At 58.6% G+C, this 21,270-nt stretch carries 19 protein-coding genes and 1 tRNA gene; 15 read left to right on the top strand and 5 right to left on the bottom strand.

All coding sequences use genetic code 11. The annotated features are described in order from the left end of the window. On the top strand, positions 1-1,515 hold the full coding sequence (locus V0R60_RS07315) for a tripartite tricarboxylate transporter permease (RefSeq protein WP_136474812.1): 1,515 nt from the start codon (positions 1-3) through the stop codon (positions 1,513-1,515). Continuing rightward, positions 1,508-2,569, top strand: a complete 1,062-nt coding sequence (locus V0R60_RS07320) for an AbrB family transcriptional regulator (protein WP_136474811.1) — start codon at positions 1,508-1,510, stop codon at positions 2,567-2,569. Before V0R60_RS07315 ends, V0R60_RS07320 begins: the two co-directional genes overlap by 8 nt. Positions 2,570-2,584: 15 nt before the next feature. Here V0R60_RS07320 and ung read toward each other — a convergent pair whose 3' ends face one another. After that, positions 2,585-3,277 (bottom strand): uracil-DNA glycosylase, encoded by a 693-nt coding sequence (gene ung / locus V0R60_RS07325; protein ID WP_136474810.1) that lies wholly within the window; start codon positions 3,275-3,277, stop codon positions 2,585-2,587. 127 nt (positions 3,278-3,404) lie between these two features. Between ung and V0R60_RS07330 the strand changes: the two genes are divergently transcribed. Next, on the top strand, positions 3,405-4,511 hold the full coding sequence (locus V0R60_RS07330; RefSeq protein ID WP_136474809.1) for an enoyl-CoA hydratase/isomerase family protein: 1,107 nt from the start codon (positions 3,405-3,407) through the stop codon (positions 4,509-4,511). 5 nt (positions 4,512-4,516) lie between these two features. On the opposite strand, the gene V0R60_RS07335 is transcribed toward V0R60_RS07330, so the two are convergent. Then, the gene (locus V0R60_RS07335) at positions 4,517-4,891 is read right to left on the bottom strand and encodes a hypothetical protein (protein WP_330080180.1); all 375 of its coding nucleotides are present in this window, start codon (positions 4,889-4,891) and stop codon (positions 4,517-4,519) included. A gap of 215 nt (positions 4,892-5,106) precedes the next feature. On the opposite strand from V0R60_RS07335, the gene V0R60_RS07340 reads away from it, so the two are divergent. From V0R60_RS07340 to V0R60_RS07370, 7 genes are all read left to right on the top strand, one after another. Continuing rightward, on the top strand, positions 5,107-6,597 hold the full coding sequence (locus V0R60_RS07340; protein ID WP_136474807.1) for a sensor domain-containing diguanylate cyclase: 1,491 nt from the start codon (positions 5,107-5,109) through the stop codon (positions 6,595-6,597). Continuing rightward, positions 6,590-6,811, top strand: a complete 222-nt coding sequence (locus V0R60_RS07345) for a cysteine-rich CWC family protein (RefSeq protein ID WP_136474806.1) — start codon at positions 6,590-6,592, stop codon at positions 6,809-6,811. The genes V0R60_RS07340 and V0R60_RS07345 overlap by 8 nt, the downstream gene beginning before the upstream one ends. Positions 6,812-6,839: 28 nt before the next feature. Continuing rightward, complete coding sequence (locus V0R60_RS07350; protein ID WP_330080181.1) at positions 6,840-7,532, top strand: pseudouridine synthase; 693 nt, start codon at positions 6,840-6,842, stop codon at positions 7,530-7,532. 318 nt (positions 7,533-7,850) lie between these two features. Then, the gene (locus tag V0R60_RS07355; RefSeq protein WP_330080182.1) at positions 7,851-8,735 is read left to right on the top strand and encodes an alpha/beta fold hydrolase; all 885 of its coding nucleotides are present in this window, start codon (positions 7,851-7,853) and stop codon (positions 8,733-8,735) included. Between the two features lie 151 nt (positions 8,736-8,886). Then, a tRNA-Gly gene (locus V0R60_RS07360) sits at positions 8,887-8,960 on the top strand. Between the two features lie 305 nt (positions 8,961-9,265). After that, positions 9,266-9,919, top strand: a complete 654-nt coding sequence (locus V0R60_RS07365; RefSeq protein WP_330080183.1) for a glycosyltransferase family 25 protein — start codon at positions 9,266-9,268, stop codon at positions 9,917-9,919. A 188-nt stretch (positions 9,920-10,107) separates the two neighbouring features. Beyond that, positions 10,108-11,814 (top strand): SulP family inorganic anion transporter, encoded by a 1,707-nt coding sequence (locus tag V0R60_RS07370; protein WP_330080184.1) that lies wholly within the window; start codon positions 10,108-10,110, stop codon positions 11,812-11,814. 17 nt (positions 11,815-11,831) lie between these two features. Here V0R60_RS07370 and V0R60_RS07375 read toward each other — a convergent pair whose 3' ends face one another. Then, positions 11,832-12,467 (bottom strand): LysE family translocator, encoded by a 636-nt coding sequence (locus V0R60_RS07375; protein ID WP_136474801.1) that lies wholly within the window; start codon positions 12,465-12,467, stop codon positions 11,832-11,834. Between the two features lie 69 nt (positions 12,468-12,536). Continuing rightward, positions 12,537-13,610, bottom strand: coding sequence for a glycerophosphodiester phosphodiesterase (locus tag V0R60_RS07380; RefSeq protein ID WP_136474800.1), 1,074 nt, complete (start codon positions 13,608-13,610; stop codon positions 12,537-12,539). A 107-nt stretch (positions 13,611-13,717) separates the two neighbouring features. Between V0R60_RS07380 and V0R60_RS07385 the strand changes: the two genes are divergently transcribed. The 5 genes from V0R60_RS07385 to V0R60_RS07405 all read left to right on the top strand — a co-directional run bounded on the left by V0R60_RS07385 (position 13,718) and on the right by V0R60_RS07405 (position 19,968). Beyond that, positions 13,718-14,740 (top strand): DUF4917 family protein, encoded by a 1,023-nt coding sequence (locus V0R60_RS07385; protein WP_330080185.1) that lies wholly within the window; start codon positions 13,718-13,720, stop codon positions 14,738-14,740. Between the two features lie 86 nt (positions 14,741-14,826). Then, on the top strand, positions 14,827-15,366 hold the full coding sequence (locus tag V0R60_RS07390) for an RNA polymerase sigma factor (RefSeq protein WP_136474798.1): 540 nt from the start codon (positions 14,827-14,829) through the stop codon (positions 15,364-15,366). Further along, entirely contained in the window at positions 15,363-16,313 is a 951-nt protein-coding gene (locus V0R60_RS07395; protein ID WP_330080186.1) for a FecR family protein, read from the top strand. Before V0R60_RS07390 ends, V0R60_RS07395 begins: the two co-directional genes overlap by 4 nt. Before the next feature lie 113 nt (positions 16,314-16,426). After that, positions 16,427-18,979 (top strand): TonB-dependent receptor, encoded by a 2,553-nt coding sequence (locus tag V0R60_RS07400; protein ID WP_330080187.1) that lies wholly within the window; start codon positions 16,427-16,429, stop codon positions 18,977-18,979. 101 nt (positions 18,980-19,080) lie between these two features. Continuing rightward, positions 19,081-19,968, top strand: coding sequence for a DMT family transporter (locus V0R60_RS07405; RefSeq protein WP_330080188.1), 888 nt, complete (start codon positions 19,081-19,083; stop codon positions 19,966-19,968). Between the two features lie 44 nt (positions 19,969-20,012). Here V0R60_RS07405 and V0R60_RS07410 read toward each other — a convergent pair whose 3' ends face one another. Beyond that, entirely contained in the window at positions 20,013-21,230 is a 1,218-nt protein-coding gene (locus V0R60_RS07410) for a class I SAM-dependent methyltransferase (protein ID WP_330080189.1), read from the bottom strand. Positions 21,231-21,270: the final 40 nt, after the last annotated feature.

The following is a 21,270-nucleotide window of genomic DNA, read 5'->3' on the forward strand; positions in this document are numbered from 1 at the left end:
ATGGATACTCTCAGCTATCTGGGCCAGGGCTTCGGCGTCGCCCTGAGCCCCTACAACTTGGTTACGGCCTTGTCCGGCACCTTGATCGGCACCGTGGTTGGCCTGTTGCCGGGCCTGGGCCCGATCAATGGCGTGGCCTTGTTGATTCCGATCGCATTTGCCCTCGGCCTGCCACCGGAATCAGCACTGATTCTGCTGGCCGCTGTGTACTTGGGTTGCGAATACGGCGGACGCATCAGCTCGATCCTGCTCAACATCCCCGGTGAAGCGTCGACCGTGATGACCACCCTCGACGGCTACCCCATGGCGCGCCAGGGCCTGGCCGGCGTGGCACTGTCGCTGTCGGCCTGGAGTTCGTTCATCGGCGCGTTCATCGCCACGTGCGGCATGGTGCTGTTTGCCCCCTTGCTGGCGAAATGGGCGATCGCCTTTGGACCCGCGGAATACTTTGTACTGATGGTGTTTGCCATTGTCTGTTTGGGTGGCATGGCCGGTGATCGTCCGCTCAAGACCTTCATCGCGGCATTGATTGGTCTGTTCCTGTCCAGCGTCGGCATCGACGCTAACAGTGGCGTCTACCGATTCACCGGCGACAGCGTCCACCTGGCTGACGGCATTCAATTTGTCGTGTTGGTACTGGGTCTGTTCTCCATCAGCGAAATCCTGCTGCTGCTGGAAAAAACCCATCACGGCCATGAAGCAGTGAAAGCCACCGGACGCATGTTGTTCAACTTCAAGGAAGCAGCGTCGGTATTCGTGGTCAATATTCGCTGCGGCGTGCTCGGTTTCATCATGGGTGTATTGCCCGGTGCCGGTGCGACCCTGGCCAGTGCTGTTGCTTATATGACCGAGAAGCGCATCGCCGGTGCCAGCGGTACTTTTGGCAAAGGCGACAAGCGTGGCCTGGCGGCTCCAGAAACCGCCATCGGTGCTTCATGCTGCGGCGCCCTGGTCCCCATGCTGACCCTCGGCGTCCCCGGCTCTGGCACCACCGCGGTGATGATCGGCGCCTTGACCCTGTACAACATCACCCCCGGACCAATGCTGTTCGCCCAGCAACCTGACATTGTCTGGGGCCTGATCGCTTCACTGTTCATCGCCAACATCATGCTGGTGATCCTCAACATTCCGATGATCCGCATTTTCACCCGCATTCTTGCGGTGCCGAACTGGGCCCTGGTGCCAATCATCGCGATCATTACCGCGATCGGCGTCTACGCCGTGCATGCGACCACCTTCGACCTGTTCCTGATGATCGGCATCGGTATCTTCGGTTACATCCTGCGCAAGCTGGATTTCCCGCTGTCGCCGATCTTGCTGGGCTTCATTCTCGGTGGATTGATGGAGCAGAACCTGCGCCGTGCCCTGTCGATTTCCAATGGTGCCCTGGACATTCTCTGGTCCAGCCCGATCAGCATGAGTGTATGGGCGCTGACCATTACCATGATGCTTCTGCCACTGCTGCGTATCTGGCGCAAGCGCAGCATCCAGCGTCGTGCTCTGGCTGATGTCTAATGGGCCGTTGAAATTGTATTGGGCGACTGGACTGGTTGGCCTGGTTGGCGGCTACATCGCCAGCCAGGTTGGCTGGCCGCTGCCATGGATGGTCGGTTCGCTGTTGGCGATCATCCTGGTGCGCTGCCTGACCCCCTGGCAGTTGAGCGAAATACCCGGCGGGCGCAAATGCGGCCAATGGATTATCGGCATCGGTATCGGCCTGCATTTTACCCCGGCTGTAATCGAACAGGTGGCGAGCAATTTCGGCCTGATCTTTTGCGGTGCATTGATCACCAGTGTGTCCAGCGTGGTCGGCATCTGGCTGTTGCGCCGCACCGGCGAAGACCGCGCCACGGCGTTCTTTTCCAGCATGCCGGGCGGCTCGGGAGAAATGGTCAACCTCGGTGCGCGCAATGGCGCGGTACTCAGCCAGGTGGCGGCGGCACAAAGCTTGCGTGTGCTGGCCGTGGTGTTGTGTGTACCGGCGCTGTTCAAGTACCTGCTTGGTGACGGTGTGGTGCTAACCCATGCCGGTAGTGTCAGTTGGGGCTGGCTGGCACTGATCTGCCCTTTGGGGATTGTTGCAGCATGGCTATGGCAGCGCTTGAAACAGCCCAACCCCTGGTTGTTCGGACCACTGCTGGTGGCTGCCATTGCCAGCGTCGGCGCCAACCTGCAGATCGCGCTCCCCGACGGTGCCAGTCAGATTGGTCAATGGCTGATCGGCAGTGGACTGGGTTGTCATTTCAACCGAGCCTTCTTTCGCCGTGCGCCCTCATTCCTTGGACGCACGCTGATTGCTACCGCCCTGAGCATGCTGATCGCCGCTGTTGCAGCCTGGGTGTTGAGCCAATTGACCCAGTTGGACCTGCGCTCGTTGACCCTGGGGATGATGCCCGGTGGCATTGCGGAAATGAGCCTGACCGCCGAAACGCTGCAGCTTTCTGTCCCTCTGGTGACCGCGCTACAGGTGATGCGCTTACTGTTTGTGCTGTTTCTGGCCGAGCCGCTGTTTCGCCATTGGATCGGCGAGCACTCCACAGCCGGGCCAGACAGTAAAAAAGGAAGCTAAGGCTTCCTTTTATACTTACAACGGCGGCAACGCCCATTGCACTGGCGTCAGGCCATGTTGTTCGAGGAACTTGTTGGTACGGCTGAAATGCCCGCAACCAAGGAACCCGCGGTAAGCAGACAACGGCGACGGGTGCACTGACTTGAGCACCAGGTGCTTGGTGCCATCGATCAATTTCTGTTTGCTCTGCGCATGCGCGCCCCAGAGTAGGAACACGGTATTGGGCTGGTGCTCGCTGACCAGCTCAATGATGCGATCAGTGAAAAACTCCCAGCCTTTTTTGGCGTGGGAGGCAGCATTGGCGCGCTCCACGGTCATGGTGGTGTTGAGCAGCAATACGCCCTGATTCGCCCAATGCTGCAGGCACCCGTGCTTGGGGATCTCGATGTTGAGGTCGCGGTGCAACTCTTTATAGATATTGACCAGCGAGGGCGGCGTGGCAGTACCCGGCTGCACCGAAAAACACAGGCCATGCGCCTGTCCCGGACCGTGATAGGGATCCTGGCCGAGGATTACCACCTTCACTTGGTCCAGTGGGGTTGAATTCAGTGCATTGAAAATCAACGGACCCGGCGGATAGATTTCCTTGCCTGCCGCATGCTCCGCGCGCAAAAACTCACGCAGTTGGTGCATATAGGGTTGCTCGAATTCGGCACGCAGCGCTTCTTTCCAGCTGGGTTCAAGTTTGATGCGATCGTCGTCAGTCATGGGGCCATCCGTAAACAATGGCGCGACACTAGGAAAGCTGCCCGCGCTTGTCAATCGATCCGACCGGCGACCAGCAGTTTCGCCGACACCGACCATACTTGTCCGGATAAAACCAATGAGGTCGCCCATGGCAGTTCAGTGCGAAGAACTCACCGGCGTCGATGGCGCACGAATCGGCATCGCCACTCTGGATGCAGAGAAGGCGCTCAATGCCTTGTCATTGCCGATGATCGAAGTGCTCGATCAGCAACTGGCGCAATGGGCGGACAACCCGGAAATTGTCTGTGTGTTGTTGCGCGGCGCAGGCACCAAGGCGTTTTGCGCCGGTGGTGATGTTCGCAGCTTGATGCAGGCCTGTCGCGACCAGCCGGGGACTGTTCCGACCCTGGCAGCGAACTTCTTCGAAGCAGAATATCGCTTGGACTATCGCCTGCACACGTATCCCAAACCCGTGCTGTGCTGGGGGCATGGCCACGTGCTGGGTGGCGGCATGGGCCTGCTGCAAGGCGCCAACGTGCGCATCGTGACACCGAGCAGCCGCTTGGCCATGCCCGAAATCAGTATCGGCTTGTACCCGGATGTAGGTGCCAGCTGGTTTCTTGCCCGCCTACCCGGAAAACTCGGCCTGTTCCTCGGCATGACCGGGGTTGGCCTCAATGCCCGCGACGCCTTGGACCTGGGCCTGGCAGATCGATTGCTGGGGGACAATCAGCAGAAGGAACTGATCGATGACCTGCTCCAATTGAACTGGCAAGAACAGACTGCTCTGCAATTGAACAGCCTGCTCAAGGCCCAGGAGCACAGAGCCCAGGCTGAGATGCCACAAGCCCAGTGGCTGCCTCGACGCCAGCAGATCGACGCACTGCTCGACGTCGCTGACCCGGTCTGTGCCTGGCGGGCCATTGCCACGCTGCGGGGCCATGACGACCCGCTTCTGGCAAAAGCTGCACAAACCATGCTCGAAGGGTGCCCGCTGACCGCCCACCTGGTCTGGCAGCAGATTCAGCGAGCACGCTATCTGTCACTGGCGCAGGTATTCCAGATGGAATACAGCATGAGTCTCAATTGTTGTCGCCACCCTGAGTTCGCCGAAGGCGTGCGCGCCCGGCTGGTCGACAAGGATCAGCAGCCACGCTGGCACTGGGCGGACATTGCCAAGGTGCCAGCGGCGGTCGTCAATGCGCACTTCTCTAAAGTTTGGGAAGGCCGCCACCCTTTGGCGGACCTTGTCTGAACAACCTAGCGGTGCCAGTTGCCATGGGCTCGACCATCACTGTCACGCTCATGCCGTGAAGCCCCCTGGCGATAACGATCATGCCCACGACCTGGATAAGGCTTGTAGTAGTGATCCGGTGCCGGGCGGTAATACTGCGGCGGCGAGCGATAATAATGGGACGGTGGCCGGTAATGCCGAGGGGGCGGCGAGTAGTAACGCTGCTGCGGCACCACATAGTAGCCACGGTTGGACGGGTAGGAAGGCCGGTAATAGCCAGGATAGCCATATCGGTCGGCGGTATAGACGTCAGTGCGATGGTAGTAGCCATTACCTCCATAAGGGACACAAGCGGCGGTCAGCGAACTCAGCACGGCAATAAGCAAAAGTCGGCGATACATAGCGGCCTCCCGGACCGCGAAACTGCCCATTCCAGCGGCGCTGGTCGGCGTCGATCGGCAAGCGTTCATCGACACGAATTAAGACCATCAAAAGAAGCGCCGGTGCTCCCGTAGAAATAATTTGAAACAACGCCAATACCCTTGATAATTGTCCAGTTATTTTCCAGCGGTGCCACTAGAATGAACGGCATTGGCCTACATCAAGGGATTGTAAATTGCCTCGCTCCGCCTTGTTTTCGCAGCGCTCGCTAATTCTGACCTTGCTGTTACTGCTCGGCAGCGGTTTTTTAGCCACGTCGCTGCTGAGCTATTTCGCTTCACGCAGCGCGATTCGCGACAGCATCGTCAACACTGAATTGCCGCTGACTTCAGATACTGTCTATTCGGAAATCCAGAAGGATCTGGTAAGACCGATCCTGATTTCCTCGATGATGGCTCACGACACCTTCCTGCGAGACTGGACGTTGGCCGGTGAGCAAGACCAAGCGCAAATCTCCCGCTATCTCAACGAAGTCATGACCCAGTATCACGCCTACACCGCATTCTTCGTCTCCAGCGCTACCGACAACTACTATCAGGCGCAAAAAGGCGTCCTGAAAAAGATCGATCCGCAGGAGCCCCGCGACGTCTGGTACTACCGGGTGAAGGAAATGCCCACACCCTACGAAATCAACGTTGACCTGGACATGGCCAATCAGGACAAACTTACTGTCTTCATCAATTATCGAGTACTGGACTACAACGGTAACTTCATTGGGGCAGTCGGCGTCGGCCTCACGGTCGAAGCTGTGGTGCGGCTTATCGACGACTACCAGCAGCGTTATCAACGCCAGGTATATTTCGTCGACCCGCAAGGCCTGGTGGTGTTGACCGGTTCCAAAGGCGGTGCCCATGGCGCCCGAACGGGTCAGTCGCTCAATGAACTGGACGGCTTGCATGAACTGCTCAAGCAGATGCCTACACCCGTGGGCGGTAGCCATGAGTACACCAGTCGCAACGGCAATAGCCATTTCCTCAATGTGCGCCTGGTACCGGAGTTGAATTGGTACCTGTTCGTAGACAAACGCGAAGACGGTGCTCTGGATAACATACGCCAGACGCTGTACCTGAACCTCGCGATCTGCGCCATTATTGGCTTGGTGGTATTGTCCTTGCTCAATGCCATGGTCAAGCGTCATCAGGACAATATCGAAACCCTGGCCACTCGCGACAGCCTCACCGGCCTGCCCAACCGCCGCGGCTTCGATCTTCTAGCCGCGCAGGCACTCAGTGAAACGCATCGTGACAGCAAGGCATTGGTGGCATTGTTGATCGATCTTGACCACTTCAAAATCCTCAACGACACCCATGGCCACCTCGCTGGCGATGAAGTATTGCGCCAGTTTGCCCAGGTACTGGAAAACTGCTTGCGCCAGGTCGATATTATTTGTCGCTGGGGTGGCGAAGAATTCATCGTGTTGCTCAAGGATACCGACGCCACCCATGCCCAAGAGGTCGCCGAAAAGATTCGCCTGCACTGCGAACAACGGGAGTTCAGGTTCGCCGACAAAGTGATCCGTTTGACGACCAGTATTGGCTTGAGCAACTTGCAGCCTGAGGACACCTTGCACAGTGTGATCGCTCGCGCCGATCATGCGCTGTACCGCGCCAAGCAAAGTGGACGCAACCGCGTCTGCGTGGAAATATTCAGGTCCGACTATGAATGACCCTAAATGCTGCCCTGCCTGCGGGGCCAGCAACCGCTGCAGCCTCGCCGATCCCCGTACGGCAACGGAAACCTGCTGGTGCTACAGCGTAAGCATTGCCCCGGAAATAATCGAAGCGTTGCCTGCTGACCAACGCAACACAGCCTGCTTGTGTCCCGCTTGCGCACAGGTACTGGATCAACTGGAAGCAGCCAAGGCATCGCTCGCCAGTTAAACTGCCACGCCCAGCACCTGTGCCTTGTATGCGTCTTGATCGATTTCTCAGCAACCTGCCCTGCTTCAATCGCCAGCAAGTCCGCGTGCTGCTGGCGCAGCGACGGGTGCGCGTAGACGGTTGCTGTGTAACTGACCCACATCTGGAAGTGCGCGAATTCAGCCGCATAGAGGTCGATGAGCAGTTGCTCCAGGATGCACAGCCTGCACGCTACCTGATGTTGCATAAACCCCAGGGCTGCGTCAGCGCCACCCAGGACCCTGAGCACCGAACCGTGCTGGACTTGCTCAATGAATCAGACAAGCACACGTTACACATTGCCGGGCGCCTGGACTTCAACACCACCGGCCTGATGTTGTTGACCAACGATGGTCAATGGTCACGGCGCCTGACCCAGCCGCAAACCAAGCTACCGAAAATCTACTATGTCGAGACAGAACAAGTCATCGCACAGCACTACGTCGAAAAATTCAACCAAGGCTTTTATTTCGCCTTCGAGGACCTCACCACCCTGCCCGCGGAACTGACCCTGCTCGGCCCACGCAGTGCGCGATTGAGCATCGTCGAAGGCCGCTACCACCAGGTCAAGCGCATGTTCGGTTACTTCGACAACAAGGTACTGCGCCTGCATCGGGAGTCCATGGGCCCGCTGAGTCTGGACCCCGGATTACGCCCAGGCGAATACCGGGCGCTGTATCCCGAAGAAATCCTCGCGATCTGAAGCAACGACCGCTTAGCGGAAAGATTTCATCAATTGCCCCAAAGGCACTTGCGGGTTACCCCTGTGCCTGCTTGAATCCAATCGTCGGTCTGCATGTGACCAATCAGTCACAGCTGTAGTCCAAGACGCCCTTTTGCTGACGACCAATGCCTCGAAGCACTGGAGTCCGGCAGATTGCCCACCTAAAACAATACCCGTCGACCAGCGTATCGGATCGACAAGGGCCCTCGGTTTCTCTTCAAGGCGCATGCCTACCTGTCATAAAGAACGCGCATTCTTGCATGTGCGAACACCCTTTTTGCGCCAGGAGTCGACGAGATGAGGCCAGAAATTGCTGTGCTTGATATACAAGGTCAGTATCGGGTTTACACGGAGTTCTATCGCGCAGATGCCGCTGAAAAGACGATCATCCTGATCAATGGCTCGTTGGCCACGACGGCCTCGTTTGCCCAGACGGTTCGTAGTCTGCACCCGCAATTCAACGTGGTTCTCTATGATCAGCCCTACGCCGGGAAGTCCAAGATCCACAACCGTCACGAGCGGCTGCTGACCAAGGAAACCGAAGGGCAGATACTGCTGGAATTGATCGATCACTTCGCTGCCGATCACGTGATGTCGTTTTCCTGGGGCGGTGCCTGCACACTGCTAGCCCTGGCACACAAACCGCGGCGTATCGAGAAGGCCGTCGTCAGCTCGTTCTCACCGGTCATCAACGAACCAATGCGCGACTACCTCGAGCGGGGTTGCCATTACCTCAGCGCCTGTGACCGTTACCAGGTGGGCAATCTGGTCAACGACACCATCGGCAAACACCTGCCCTCGCTTTTCAAGCGCTTCAACTACCGGCACGTGAGCAGCCTGGACAACCACGAATATGCGCAAATGCATTTTCACATCAACCAGGTGCTCGAAAACGACCTGGACAATGCCCTACGCTGCGCACGTGTAATCGACATTCCGGTGCTGTTCGTGAATGGTGAATGGGACGAGTACACCACCATCGACGATGCACGGCAGTTCAGCCAGCATGTGCGCAACAGCCACTTCAGCGAGATCCGAGCGACAGGACATTTCCTCGACATGGAGCACAAGGCAGCCTGCAACGATACCCGCGATGCATTGCTGGGCTTTCTCAAGCCGGCAGTACGAGAATCGCGTGTGCGTTATCAGCACACTCAGGATCACCATGCCCTGGCGATCTGAACAACAGCGTTGGCGGTAGCACAGCCTCTTGCATCAGTGGCAACGGCCAAAAAGAAGATGCAGGATCTCGTGCTACCGGCCACCGTCCAGTTTTTTTGCAGGGCAACACTTCAAACTTCATCGTGATTCTGGTAAAAAGTCAGCCCTGAAAGCGGGTGTCGTATAATGGCATTACTCCAGCTTCCCAAGCTGATAACGAGGGTTCGATTCCCTTCACCCGCTCCAGCTTTGTCCAGGTGTTCAATTCCTTTTCTGTAACAGCATTCTTTGCCGTTAACCGTAACAGAAGCAACGGAAACACCATTAGCGCCTCTCCCCTCTTGCTCTCGTCATTTCAGACCCTGCTCTGAAACAAACACTTGATCTGAGCCCGTGTCTGCGCAAGTCAGTCCGAAATGACCGTATCTCCCTATGGGCAAAAAGGGCCCTTGGCGTTTTAATTTTCTGGCGTTCGACCCCTGCCTGTTGAACTCGCCAGCACATAGAAATCATGCATGTTCAGGAGTTGTTGGTGATTCAAGGATTGCGCGGTGAGTAAGATCAAGTTCGATGTAGATGCTGTGTACTGCATATCGCTTAAAGAACGGACCGACAGACGTGAGTTGTTCAGGAAAACCCTGGGTTGCCTACTTCATAACCCGGTAATATTCCATGTCGTCGAAAGAAACCAAGACCCTGTAAAAGGATGTTACGAATCTCACCAAGCGCTGGCAAAGAAAGCGCTGGACGAAGGATTAAACCGAGTACTGATCTTTGAAGATGATGTTAAGCCCTACGAATTGAAGGCAACACCGATTCGTTGGATCAATCGCTTCATCCGCACTCGAAACTTCCAGGCGCTGCACTTGGGCTACAGCATGGGTAGAACATGGTTGACCTGGTTCCCCTATATTGCCCGAGGTAAGGTTGTAGCACTGCATGCCTACATTCTTTCCCGCGAGGGATGTCAGGTGCTGGCCAACACGCCTTACGACGGCACGCCTGTGGATGTGGTGTTCAAAAAGCAGATCAAACAACATTGCGCGTTTCCGATGCTGTTTCGCCAACACGCAGGATCAGACGTTGGCAGTGATATCGAAGCGGTCGTACGCAATGAAGATGACTGGTGGCAACGCAACTGGAACAAACACCGGCGATCACCGGTTAAAAACTTCTGGCGCACGATGCTTCGCCTGAACTTCTAGTTTTGGCACGCGCGCTTATCAACAGGCTCCTGGGTTCGAGTAGACCGCCGACCTGGGTTGACTCGAACGCCAGCGCAAGACCAGCACAACCTTTTGATCTGGCACCAGCTTTGGATCGCGCAATGCGCTTTAATTAGAGCGTTTGCGTATTCTTCAGCCTTGTTGCGAAACACTCTAAAGGACTGTTCATGCTGCTCTCACGCTGGCTCCCAGGCCTGTCCAATCTTTTGCACTATCGCCGCGAATGGTTCCATGCCGACCTGCAAGCTGGATTGTCGGTGGCAGCCATTCAGATTCCGATCGCCATCGCCTACGCACAGATCGTCGGTTTACCACCGCAATACGGGTTGTACGCCTGTATTCTGCCGATGATGGTCTATGCCTTGGTGGGCAGTTCAAGGCAATTGATGGTCGGCCCGGATGCAGCGACCTGCGCCATGATTGCAGGCGCCATTGCCCCGCTGGCGATGGGTGATCCCGCCCGACTGGCGCAGTTGTCGGTGATCATCACCCTGCTGGTTGGGCTGATGTTGATCGGCGCGGGCGTGGCACGTGCCGGTTTTATTGCCAGTTTCTTCTCGCGCCCGATTCTGATCGGTTACCTGAACGGTATTGGCCTTAGCCTGTTGGCAGGGCAGTTGGGCAAGGTGCTGGGCTTTCAGATAGAAGGCAATGGTTTCATCCTCAGCCTGATCAACTTGGTCGAGCGCCTGGGAGAAATCCGCTGGTTGACGCTCACAATCGGCATGGCAGGCCTGGCGCTGCTGATCTGGTTGCCGCGTCGCTACCCGCGCCTGCCGGCTGCCTTGGTCACGGTAATTATCGCCACAGCAGTGGTCGGCGTGTTTGGCCTGGATCGTTTCGGTGTGGCTATTCTCGGCCCGGTACCCGCAGGCATCCCGGAGCTGACCTGGCCTCAAACCAACCTGGAAGAGATGAAAAGCCTGATGCGCGACGCCTTGGGTATTGCCACGGTAAGTTTCTGCAGCGCAATGCTCACGGCCCGCAGCTTCGCAGCTCGGCACGGTTATGCGATCAATGCCAACCATGAGTTCCTGGCACTGGGTGTGACCAACATCGCCGCCGGTGTTTCCCAGGGTTTCGCCATCAGCGGCGCCGACTCGCGTACGGCGGTCAACGACATGGTCGGGGGCAAAAGCCAACTGGTGGGTATTATTGCCGCCTTGGTCATCGCCCTGATCCTGTTGTTTTTCACCGCACCGATGGCCTGGATTCCACAAGCAGCGCTAGGCGCCGTACTGCTGATGGCCGGTTGGGGCCTGATCGATGTGAAGTCCCTGGGCAAGATCTACAAGCTCAGCCGTTTCGAGTTCTGGTTGTGTGTGCTGACAACCGTTGGGGTGCTGGGGCTCGGCGTGCTGCCCGGAATCATTTTTGCCGTGACCCTGGCGATCCTGCGCCTGCTCTACAGCATCTACCAGCCGACCGATGCGGTGCTGGGCTGGATGCCCGGCGTCGAAGGTCAGGTGGATATCCGTCAGCACAAGGAAGCCCGCACAGTGAAGGGGCTGGTGGTGTATCGCTTCGATGACGCGATCCTGTTCTTCAATGCCGACTACTTCAAGATGCGCCTGCTCGACGCAGTGCAGCAGGAAAATGAACCTCGGGCAGTGCTATTCGACGCCGAAGCGGTCAGTTCGATCGACGTCAGCGGCATATCAGCATTGCGCGAGGTGCGTGACACTTTGCAAGCGCGTGGCATCCACTTTGGCATCGCCCGAGCGCGCGGTCAGTTTCTACGCATGCTGGTGCGCTCGGGCATTGCTCGGGAAATGGAAAAAGGCATGCTTTTCGGGTCAGTGCGCTCGGGCATCCGCGCCTACCGCCTGTGGCGCAACCGCACGCGCAAAGGTGCCGTATCGGCACCGACCTGAGCCGCAGGGCCGCAGCCTTAGCGCTGCGGCATCAGCCCCGGCAGAGCATGCATCAAGGCATTGACGGCAAAGCCGATGAACATCAGCCCGCAAGCCCGGGTGATCCACAGTTCGTAGCGGGTATAGAGCGTGCGCACATGGCGCGCGCCAACCACCGCGATAAGGATTACGTAGGCCAGCAGGCCACCGACAAAGCTCAGTGCGATGAGCATTGGCAGCATCGACCAGTCCAATGCTTCGGCGCGGCTGGAGAGCAAGGCGGTGAAGGTTGCAACTGCCACCGGGTAGGCCTTGGGATTGGTCAGGCCGAACACCACACCATGCCAGAACGGCTTGCGTACAGGACCGCGCTCACCGTCAGCGCTGCCAGGACGGCTGCGCAACGCGCGCCAACCCAGCCAGAACAGATACAGACCGCTGAGCAGGCCAAGAATATCGAACACCGAACTGCCAATCTGACGGGCCCCGACAATAGCGACCAGCGCCGTGCTGCACCACAGCACATCGCCGAGCAGGTGACCGCAGAGAAAGCCCGCACCGGCCTTGCGGCCGCGCGCAGCGCCAATGCCCAGCACCGCCAGCACACCCGGACCCGGGGTGATGCCATAGATAAAACCAGAAGCCATTACGGCAAACAGCAGCGAAAAGGTCATTGGCAAAGGGTTCCGAGCGAACACGCAAAACGCGCAGTCTACGGTAGCTATTGGATCCAGACCAGATCCTCAATAGCCTTGTTCGTCGAGTATTTGCACTTCGTTCAGGGCTGCCGGGCGCGAGAAGTGGCGCAACAAATTGCCGCTGCGATTGGTGAAGATTCCATCTACCCCAGCAGCCATGACCTTGGCGAAGTCCACTTCTTCGTCAACGGTGTAGACATGCACCAATAGTTGCTTGTCATGGCTAAGACGGTTCATCCACGGCTGCGCCAGGTCGGCGTAACTCTGCGCACCTCCGGCCGAGCGCGCCGCCGATGGGCCGACACCAATGGCACCCGTCGCTTTGGCGTAATCAAGCCAGCGTTCGAACTCAGCCTGGCTCTCGGGCTGTTGTCGGGCGTAGAACGCCGCCTTGTCGGATTCACCCGATTGAGCGAAGGTCTGCTTGGATGCCGGCTCGATACCGCCGTCGCCGATCCATAACAACAACACCCTGGGCACCTGTGGCATCTCCTGTTGCAGTAACGCCAGACTGCTGCGGTCAAAGCTCTGCAGCACCACCCGCCCCGGTTGCTCGAGCCAGCCGCGTGCCTGCAGGCGGGCCTTGAGCTGGGCCTCGATGCCGGGAAACAACCGCGGTTTCTTGGTTTCGATATAGAGCCCGGGCTGCTTGCGCGGATCGCCTTCGGCGATATCTATGACCTCATCGAGCGTCTGGATCTTCAAGCCCACGAAACGGCTCCGAGCACGTTCGGGATAGGCTTTGTTGAACCAACTGCCGACATCGAGCAACTTCAATTCAGCTAGGGTAAAAGCGCTGACCGGGCTGTTTTTGCGCTCGGGAAAACGCTGCGCAACATCACTGGTGCGCAGCAGCGTATCGTCATGCACAGCAACCAACACGCCGTCGCGACTGCGTTGCAGATCCAACTCCAGGTAATCGGCCCCCAGTTCACGCGCCAACAGGTAGGCCGGCGCCGTGGACTCCGGCGCATCGAACGAGGCGCCGCGATGGGCAATCACTGCCGGGTGAGCAATGCCCTGCAGATGCGCCAGTGCCTTGCCCTGTCCGGCATCGCTCAAGCCAGCGAGCGGCAACAGCGCCAGGCAGCAATAGCGGCGGATCCCTTCAAGCAACATAGTCGTACCTCAATTGTGCAGCGCATCCAGCATAGTCGCCGACGCTGATGACAAGCCGGTTGCATGCTAAAGTCGCGCCGATTGCCGCCACATCATAGAGATGCCGAATGTCCCACACCAACCTCGATGCCAGCCTTCACTCCTGGCCGGAACTGATTGCCAGCCATCCTTGCAGCGGTCTGCTCCTGGGCAACGGCGCCAGTCGAGCATTGTGGCGACCTTTCACCTATTTCTCCCTGTTCGAAGAAGCCCAGCGGGTGCGGCACAAACCGCTCGGCCTGACTGATCAGGCGTTGTTCAAATCCCTCGGTACCGAGCTGTTCGAGCCGGTACTCAGCGCGCTGAACACCACCGTACGTGTTAATGCGGCCCTGGCGGTCAGTTCATCAGCGCCTTTGAATCGCTATTACGCGATCAAGGAAGCACTGATTCACGCGGTACGTAGCGTCCACCTCCCCTGGCGCCTGCTGCCGCAATCGACGCTGCAGGTGATCAACAGCGAGCTGCGTAACTACCAGAGCGTCTATTCGAGCAACTACGACTTGCTGTGCCACTGGGCCGCCAGTCAGACGCCGGACGCATTCCAGCAGCTGTTCAATGAAGAGGGCGTTTTCGATATCCGCCACACCCGCAGACCGGGGACACGCCTGCTCTATCTACACGGCGGCCTGCATCTGCTCAAGCAACAGGACGGCAGCACTCGCCAGCGCAGCGCCAGCGATAGTCAGCTGCTCGATGGCTTTGCGGTCAATACCCCGGGTGACGTCCCCCTGTTCGTCAATGAAGGCAGCAGCGATGACAAGCTCAAGGCCATCAGCAGTTGCGACTACCTCACTTGGTGCCTGGGCGAACTCGCCGGCCATCAAGGTGGCCTGTGCCTGTTCGGCCAGCATCTGGACGGCAGCGACCGCCACTTGCTGCACGCTATCAAAGAGGCGCACCCGGCGTATCTGGCGATCGCCATCCGCCCCTTGAGCGAGGCCTCGATCATCAGCCAGAAGCAGCACTACACCCAGCGCTTTGCCCACACGGCAGACCTGCCGCTGTACTTCTTCGACGCCAGCAGCCACCCCCTGGGCGCGCCGGAGCTTGAAATTCCGGTTCCGCTGGTCACGCGCAAGCGGCGCTGACGGCATGATGATTTCGCCATGGCAAATCACAATAATTATCGCTAACATTCGCAGCTTTCTTCTTCGCTCCATCCTGGAAAGCTTGCATGCAACGCCCCAAACCGGACTCGCTGGGCCACGATACGTGCCGCGGGTTTTATGCTGACATCCTGCATTTCCTGCGCAAGCGCATGGATAACGCCAGCGATGCCGCCGACATGACACAGGATGTGTTCGCCCAGTGGCTGGGCTATCGTGATCGGTCGCGGGTAGAGCAGCCACGAGCCTTTCTGTTCCAGGTCGCGCGTAACCTGCTCAACGATCACTGGCGCCGCCAACGTGTTCGTCACGCCGTGCTGGATGAACAATCTCAGGCCGATGACGTCACTACCTTGGACACTCGCAATGACCCGCTGAACCATGCCCAGCAGCAACAACGCCTGGAGCAATTGAAACGTGTTCTCGCCGAGCTCTCGCCGCGCCGCCGCGAAGCCCTTATGCTGCACCGTTTCGAAGGTCTGACGCAGGCACAGATCGGGGAGCGCATGGGCATCTCCGTGAGCATGGTAGAAAAACACATTGCCGCTGCACTGCTGCATTGCAAACAACGCCTGGACAGTGACGACGGCATGGAGCAGCCAGAATGACTACAACCCCAGAAATCGATAAGCGTTCGGTCGATGCCCAGGCGGCCAGCTGGTTCACACGCAACCGCAACAAGCCATCGAGAGCCGTGCGCAAAGAGTTCGAGCAGTGGATGCAGACGCCCGAACATGCCCGAGCCTACACCCAGTTCGTCCAGCTCTGGGATGATTTGGCTGCACTCAAAACCCTAAACCAACCCGTGCCTCTGCCTACTCGCAAGGTCAGAAATTGGCGCCCGGGACTGGCGGTGGCCGCAGCCGTGCTTTGCGCGCTGCTGGCGGGCAACCTGGGACTGCCAAACCATCACTACGCCCAGACGGTAGCGGTCTACAACGAACAGCCGCAGACCCTCGAACTGCCTGATGGCAGCCAATTGAGCGTCAATGCGCACACCCACGTGCGCATTGATTTCGATGGCGACCGGCGCCTGATCCATCTGGACAAGGGCCAGTTCTACATCGATGTTGCCGCCGACAAGGAACGGCCATTGTTTGTCGATGCCGGTAGTGCTCGTGTGCGGGTAGTGGGTACCGGTTTCGACCTGCGCCGCAGTCGACATGAACTGGTGGTAAGCGTCGCCCATGGTCAGGTCGCCCTGGAAACGCCCGGAGAGCACCAGCCATCGGCACTGCTCGGTGCTCGCCAGCGCGCCACCTACAACCTGGCCCGTGGCAGCGTCAGTTGGCAGACCCTGAGCAATGAAGAGGTGGCCGACTGGCGCGGTGGTCATGTGACGTTTCGCGATCGCGAACTGAGCAGCCTGATCGATGAACTTTCACTCTATCGCTCCGCTGAGATCCTGCTCGCCGACCCTGCGTTGGGCCGCTACAGGGTCTCCGGTAACCTGGATGTCGAAGACCCCGATGCATTGCTCAATGCCCTGCCCGCCTTGCTCCCTGTCAAGGCCGTCACCCTCGCCGATGGCCGCGTGCGCATCGAGCGCAAATAAATTGAGAATATTTTTCATTCGCATATGAGGGTTTCAAGCGCCGCCACGTCTTCCTCCCGTCTGCGTAGTCACTGCAGGCCTTTTTGGCATCTGTTGCCGTACTGGGGGATTTCATGTTGCGTGCGTTTCGTCCACTTTCACCGCTGTCTGCCCGTCCATCGCTGTTGGCAGCCTGCCTGGCCCTGAGCCTCCAGGCGCAGGCCGCTCCGGCCGAGCTGCAGCTGCCGGCACAATCACTGGCGGTGTCGTTGAGCCAGTTGGCCCAGCAGGCAAAGGTGCAATTGCTGTTTGACGAAGCCCTGCTGCGCAGCGTGCAAGCCCCTGCCATTAACGGCACTTACGAAGCCCAGGCGGCCATCGACCTGTTGCTGCGCAACAGTCGCTTCGCCGTGGTCAAGGTCGGAAACACTTATGTGGTGCGACTGCGCGACAATGATCCGACAGCAGACAATGGCATCCAACTAGGCGCGGTCAGCATTGTTGGCGATGGCCTGCAGGTTGACCCCAGCACCGTTGGCCGCTCGACCCTGACCCAGGAGGATATCGACCGCTACCAGCCCAGCAACATTCCCAGCGTGCTATCGACCCTGCCCGGGGTGAACATGGGTGGATCGGCCAAACCAGGTGGCCAGACCATCAATATCTGGGGCCTGGGCGACGCCGAAGACGTACCCATGACTGTCGATGGGGCGACCAAAAGCGGCTTTGAGCGCTACCAGCAGGGCACCATCTTCATCGAGCCGGAGCTGATCAAGAACATCGAAGTGGAGAAAGGCCCGCACTCGATCTTCACCGGTAACGGTGGCTTCGGCGGCAGTGTCAACATGATCACCAAAGATGCCCCCGATTTGCTGCAGGAAGGGCGCAACAGCGGCGCCATGCTCAAATACGGCTATGCCAGTAACGATCACCAGCAGGTCTACAGCTCGGCCTTGTTCGGGCGCACCGAAGATGGCCGCATGGATGCGCTGGTGTACCTGACCAAGCGAGACGGTGGCGACATGAAGCTGGCCGGTACCCTACCGGATCCCGACAACGACTACCCGATCAACCCCCAACGCCTGCCCAACAGTGCCCTGGATCTGGACGGCGGGCTGCTCAAGTTCAACATGCACTTGACTGACGAACACACCTTGGGCTTTTCCTGGTCGCGTTCTCAGAGCGAGCGCTGGGCGCCTTTCTCCTCCACCGCCTACCCTACTCCGCCGACCCAGAACGACATCGACAGGTTCGGCTACGACAATGCCCTCAAGCGCTACCTGGCCAATCGCACCACCACCGATACCACTTGGTCGACCACCTATAAGTACCAGCCGATCAACAACCCGCTGATTGATCTGCAAGTGAAGTATTCGGTATCTGATACCAAGCAAACCGACGAGCGCGATGCCACCGCGTTTTTCCAGCCGTCCACCGGCGGGCGTAAGATGGACACCGAATACACCGACCAGATGCTCGATGTACGCAACGTCAGCCTGTTCGCCACAGGCCCCCTGGAACATGCGTTCACGTCGGGGTTCCAGGTACGTCGCCACGAGCGTGACACGCAAATGTGGATGCCTGGGGCAAAATACGACACCCCGCTGTACAACAACGGCCACTACCAACCCAATTTCATGCCGAGCGGTAGCGTCGACAGCCAGGGCTACTTCATCCAGGATGCAATCACCCTGGGAGACGTCACTGTGACCCCCTCTCTGCGCTACGACCATGTCGCCAACAAGGGCAAGGAAAACGACGCGCCGTTCTACAACAATCCAAAACTGGGCCACGACTACAGCGAAAAAACCTACAGCGGCTGGACGCCACGCCTGTCGATCTTCTGGAAGACCAACGACCAGACGGCCTTCTTCGCCGACTACAGTAAGACATGGCGGGCCCCGGTACTCGATGAGCAGTATGAAATCCAGGGTCTGGGCACTCGTACCGCTTCCAGCCGGAATCTTGACCCGGAACGCATGACCGCTCTGCGCGCCGGTAACATCACTAATCTGTCGAGTGTATTCACCGACCAGGACATGGTGCTGATCCGCACCACCTTGTTCCGCAACGAGATCGACGACGAGATTTTCAAAGCCACCGGCATTGGCTGCCCGCAACAATTGGTCAACGGCGAAAGCATCTCCAAGGCATGCGGCAAAGGCTTGATGTCCAACTACCGAAATATCAAAAGCGTGACGATCAAAGGTTTCGAGGTCGAAAGCTTCTACGACTCCACCTACCTCTTTGGCTCGCTGTCGTACTCATGGATCACCGGCCGCCATGAAGGGGCCTACACCAACCCCTGGGGACCGGATGTCTGGGCCAAGGACATTCCAGCGCCGAAATGGATCACCACCCTGGGTGTGAAGATCCCCAGTTGGGATGCCAAGGTGGGCTGGCAGGCACAGTTCATCCGCAAGACCGACCGTTTGCCCAGCGACAACTACCGCGAAGGCCCGGGCAGTTCCCTGGGTGACCGCTATTACGATCATTACGCCAACGACGATTATCAGCTCCACGGTCTGTTCGCCAATTGGAAGCCCCAGCAGCCGTACCTCAAGGGCACCGAGGTCAACCTGACCATCGACAACCTGTTCAACCAGGACTACCGCGCTGAACTCAGCGGCGCCTACGCCTACAGCCAGGGTCGCAACGCCAAGGTGAGCATCACCCGCTTCTTCTGATCGACAGCAAACTGTACGGATGAACTTGTGACCAACTGTAACCGGATCATCCGTGCCGGCTGTGGCTCAATGACGGGACTCATCTGTCACAGGCTTTCGTTATGTCCAGCCGCGAAAACACCGGGATGGCCCTTGGGCTGCTCGGTGTCATCATTTTCAGTCTGACCCTGCCCATGACCCGAATCGTCGTGCAGGAACTGCATCCGCTGCTAAATGGGCTGGGCCGCGCCCTGCTGGCGGCCATCCCGGCCGCGGCCTTACTGCTCTGGCGGCGAGAGAAATGGCCAAGCTGGCGGCAGATCAAGGGGCTTAGCCTGGTAGCGCTGGGCGTTATCCTCGGCTTTCCGGTATTTTCCGCCTGGGCCATGCAGACAGTGCCGGCGTCCCATGGCGCCCTGGTCAACGGTCTGCAACCTCTGTGCGTGGCCATCTATGCTGCCTGGCTGTCCCATGAGCGCCCGTCGAAAGCCTTCTGGGCTTGTGCGGCGCTGGGCAGCGCACTGGTGCTTGTATACGCCTTGATCATGGGTGCCGGACAAATTCAGGCGGGCGATTTGCTAATGCTGGCGGCCATCGCCGTGGGTGGCCTGGGCTATGCCGAAGGTGGGCGGCTCGCGCGGGAGATGGGTGGTTGGCAGGTGATCTGCTGGGCGTTGGTGCTATCGACCCCGTTATTGATCGGCCCTGTTGCTTACCTGGCTCTGCAGCATCAGGGGCCAGTGAGTGCCAAAGCCTGGTGGGCATTTGGCTACGTGTCGCTGTTTTCGCAGTTCATTGGTTTCTTTGCCTGGTACGCAGGACTGGCGATGGGCGGGATCGCCCGCGTCAGCCAGATCCAGTTGCTGCAGATTTTCTTCACCATCGCCTTTTCGGCGCTGTTCTTCGGCGAGCACGTAGAGCCGATCACCTGGGTGTTTGCTGCAGGCGTGATCGCTACCGTAGTCCTGGGGCGCAAGACCCAGGTGCATCCAGCGCCCGTGCGAGCCTGATCACCGGGCAAGCCCGCTCCCATAGAATGGGAGCGGATCGATCTTCAGGCTGCGATCAGGCCATCAGCGCGCAACAAGGTCTCCAGGCAGTGCTCCTGAACGCCGTAGAACGCCTTCAACTGCTGGATTTTTTCCAGCAAGGCAGTTGGATTCTGCGGCGCCTGACGCTTCACCGCCAGGATCATCTTGTTCTTGTTGGTGTGTTCCAGCGAGATGAACTCGAACACCTTGGTTTCATAGCCACAGGCTTCCAGATACAAGGCACGTAAGCTGTCGGTGAGCATTTCTGCCTGCTGCCCCAGGTGCAGTCCGTACTGCAGCATCGGTTTGAGCAGGCCCGGGCTGTGCATCTGCGGACGAATCTGTTTATGACAGCACGGCGAACACATGATGATGGCCGCACCGCAGCGAATTCCGGTGTGAATCGCATAGTCGGTAGCGATATCGCAGGCATGCAGAGCAATCATCACTTCGATGGCGCTGGGCACTACGCTGCGCACATCCCCACACTCGAACACCAGTCCCGGATGCTCCAGACCCGCAGCGGCGGCGTTGCACAGGTCAACCATGTCCTGGCGCAACTCGACCCCCGTTACCTGGGCTTCGCGCTGCAAGGTGTTGCGCAGGTAATCGTGGATAGCGAAGGTCAAATAGCCCTTGCCCGAGCCGAAGTCGGCAACGCGCAGCGGCTGATCGACAGCCAGCGGCGCTGAGTTCAACGCATGGGAAAACACTTCGATGAACTTGTTGATCTGCTTCCACTTGCGTGACATGGCCGGGATCAAGGCGCACTGCTTGTCGGTCACGCCCAGGTCATGCAGAAACGGCCGGCTCAGTTCCAGATAGCGCTTTTTCTCCCGGTCGTGTTCGCCGGCGGGCGCCTCGCGTTCCTGCTTGACAGCCTTGCGGTGCAGCATCGGTTTGCCCTTCTTGCTGAACTCAAGCTGTGCTTCATCACTGAGACTCGACAGGTGCGCATTGCGAAATGATGCGGGCAACAACTCTGCCACCAGCGCCAGGGCTTCCTGGTTCGGCACGTTACGGGTGATATCGCGGGTCTGGTAGCGGTAGACCAAGGACAGGCACGCCTGGCCCTTCACTGTAAGCGGCTTGGCAATGATCCGTTGCAAGGCTTCTTCAGTACCGACGTGGCGCGCCAGCACCAGCTTGATCAGGGCATTTTGTTCCAGACTGGTGGCGAGCAGGCTCAGAAATTGCGCACGTGCATCCGGCGCGGCCTGGGCGGTGAAGGAATCGGACATCAGGGGTGGGTGCCTCGGATTGCGGAAGGAGCGGCTAGGC

Source organism: Pseudomonas auratipiscis (genome assembly GCF_036324085.1).
GTDB classification, from domain to species: Bacteria; Pseudomonadota; Gammaproteobacteria; order Pseudomonadales; family Pseudomonadaceae; genus Aquipseudomonas; species Aquipseudomonas auratipiscis.

What these genes read in the sequence shown, in the direction of transcription:
- V0R60_RS07315 (WP_136474812.1), top strand. Translation starts at nt 1, where the DNA reads ATGGATACTCTCAGCTATCTGGGCCAGGGCTTCGGCGTCGCCCTGAGC.
- V0R60_RS07320 (WP_136474811.1), top strand. Translation starts at nt 1,508, where the DNA reads ATGTCTAATGGGCCGTTGAAATTGTATTGGGCGACTGGACTGGTTGGC.
- ung (WP_136474810.1), bottom strand. Translation starts at nt 3,277, where the DNA reads ATGACTGACGACGATCGCATCAAACTTGAACCCAGCTGGAAAGAAGCG.
- V0R60_RS07330 (WP_136474809.1), top strand. Translation starts at nt 3,405, where the DNA reads ATGGCAGTTCAGTGCGAAGAACTCACCGGCGTCGATGGCGCACGAATC.
- V0R60_RS07335 (WP_330080180.1), bottom strand. Translation starts at nt 4,891, where the DNA reads ATGTATCGCCGACTTTTGCTTATTGCCGTGCTGAGTTCGCTGACCGCC.
- V0R60_RS07345 (WP_136474806.1), top strand. Translation starts at nt 6,590, where the DNA reads ATGAATGACCCTAAATGCTGCCCTGCCTGCGGGGCCAGCAACCGCTGC.
- V0R60_RS07350 (WP_330080181.1), top strand. Translation starts at nt 6,840, where the DNA reads ATGCGTCTTGATCGATTTCTCAGCAACCTGCCCTGCTTCAATCGCCAG.
- V0R60_RS07355 (WP_330080182.1), top strand. Translation starts at nt 7,851, where the DNA reads ATGAGGCCAGAAATTGCTGTGCTTGATATACAAGGTCAGTATCGGGTT.
- V0R60_RS07370 (WP_330080184.1), top strand. Translation starts at nt 10,108, where the DNA reads ATGCTGCTCTCACGCTGGCTCCCAGGCCTGTCCAATCTTTTGCACTAT.
- V0R60_RS07375 (WP_136474801.1), bottom strand. Translation starts at nt 12,467, where the DNA reads ATGACCTTTTCGCTGCTGTTTGCCGTAATGGCTTCTGGTTTTATCTAT.
- V0R60_RS07380 (WP_136474800.1), bottom strand. Translation starts at nt 13,610, where the DNA reads ATGTTGCTTGAAGGGATCCGCCGCTATTGCTGCCTGGCGCTGTTGCCG.
- V0R60_RS07385 (WP_330080185.1), top strand. Translation starts at nt 13,718, where the DNA reads ATGTCCCACACCAACCTCGATGCCAGCCTTCACTCCTGGCCGGAACTG.
- V0R60_RS07390 (WP_136474798.1), top strand. Translation starts at nt 14,827, where the DNA reads ATGCAACGCCCCAAACCGGACTCGCTGGGCCACGATACGTGCCGCGGG.
- V0R60_RS07395 (WP_330080186.1), top strand. Translation starts at nt 15,363, where the DNA reads ATGACTACAACCCCAGAAATCGATAAGCGTTCGGTCGATGCCCAGGCG.
- V0R60_RS07400 (WP_330080187.1), top strand. Translation starts at nt 16,427, where the DNA reads ATGTTGCGTGCGTTTCGTCCACTTTCACCGCTGTCTGCCCGTCCATCG.
- V0R60_RS07405 (WP_330080188.1), top strand. Translation starts at nt 19,081, where the DNA reads ATGTCCAGCCGCGAAAACACCGGGATGGCCCTTGGGCTGCTCGGTGTC.
- V0R60_RS07410 (WP_330080189.1), bottom strand. Translation starts at nt 21,230, where the DNA reads ATGTCCGATTCCTTCACCGCCCAGGCCGCGCCGGATGCACGTGCGCAA.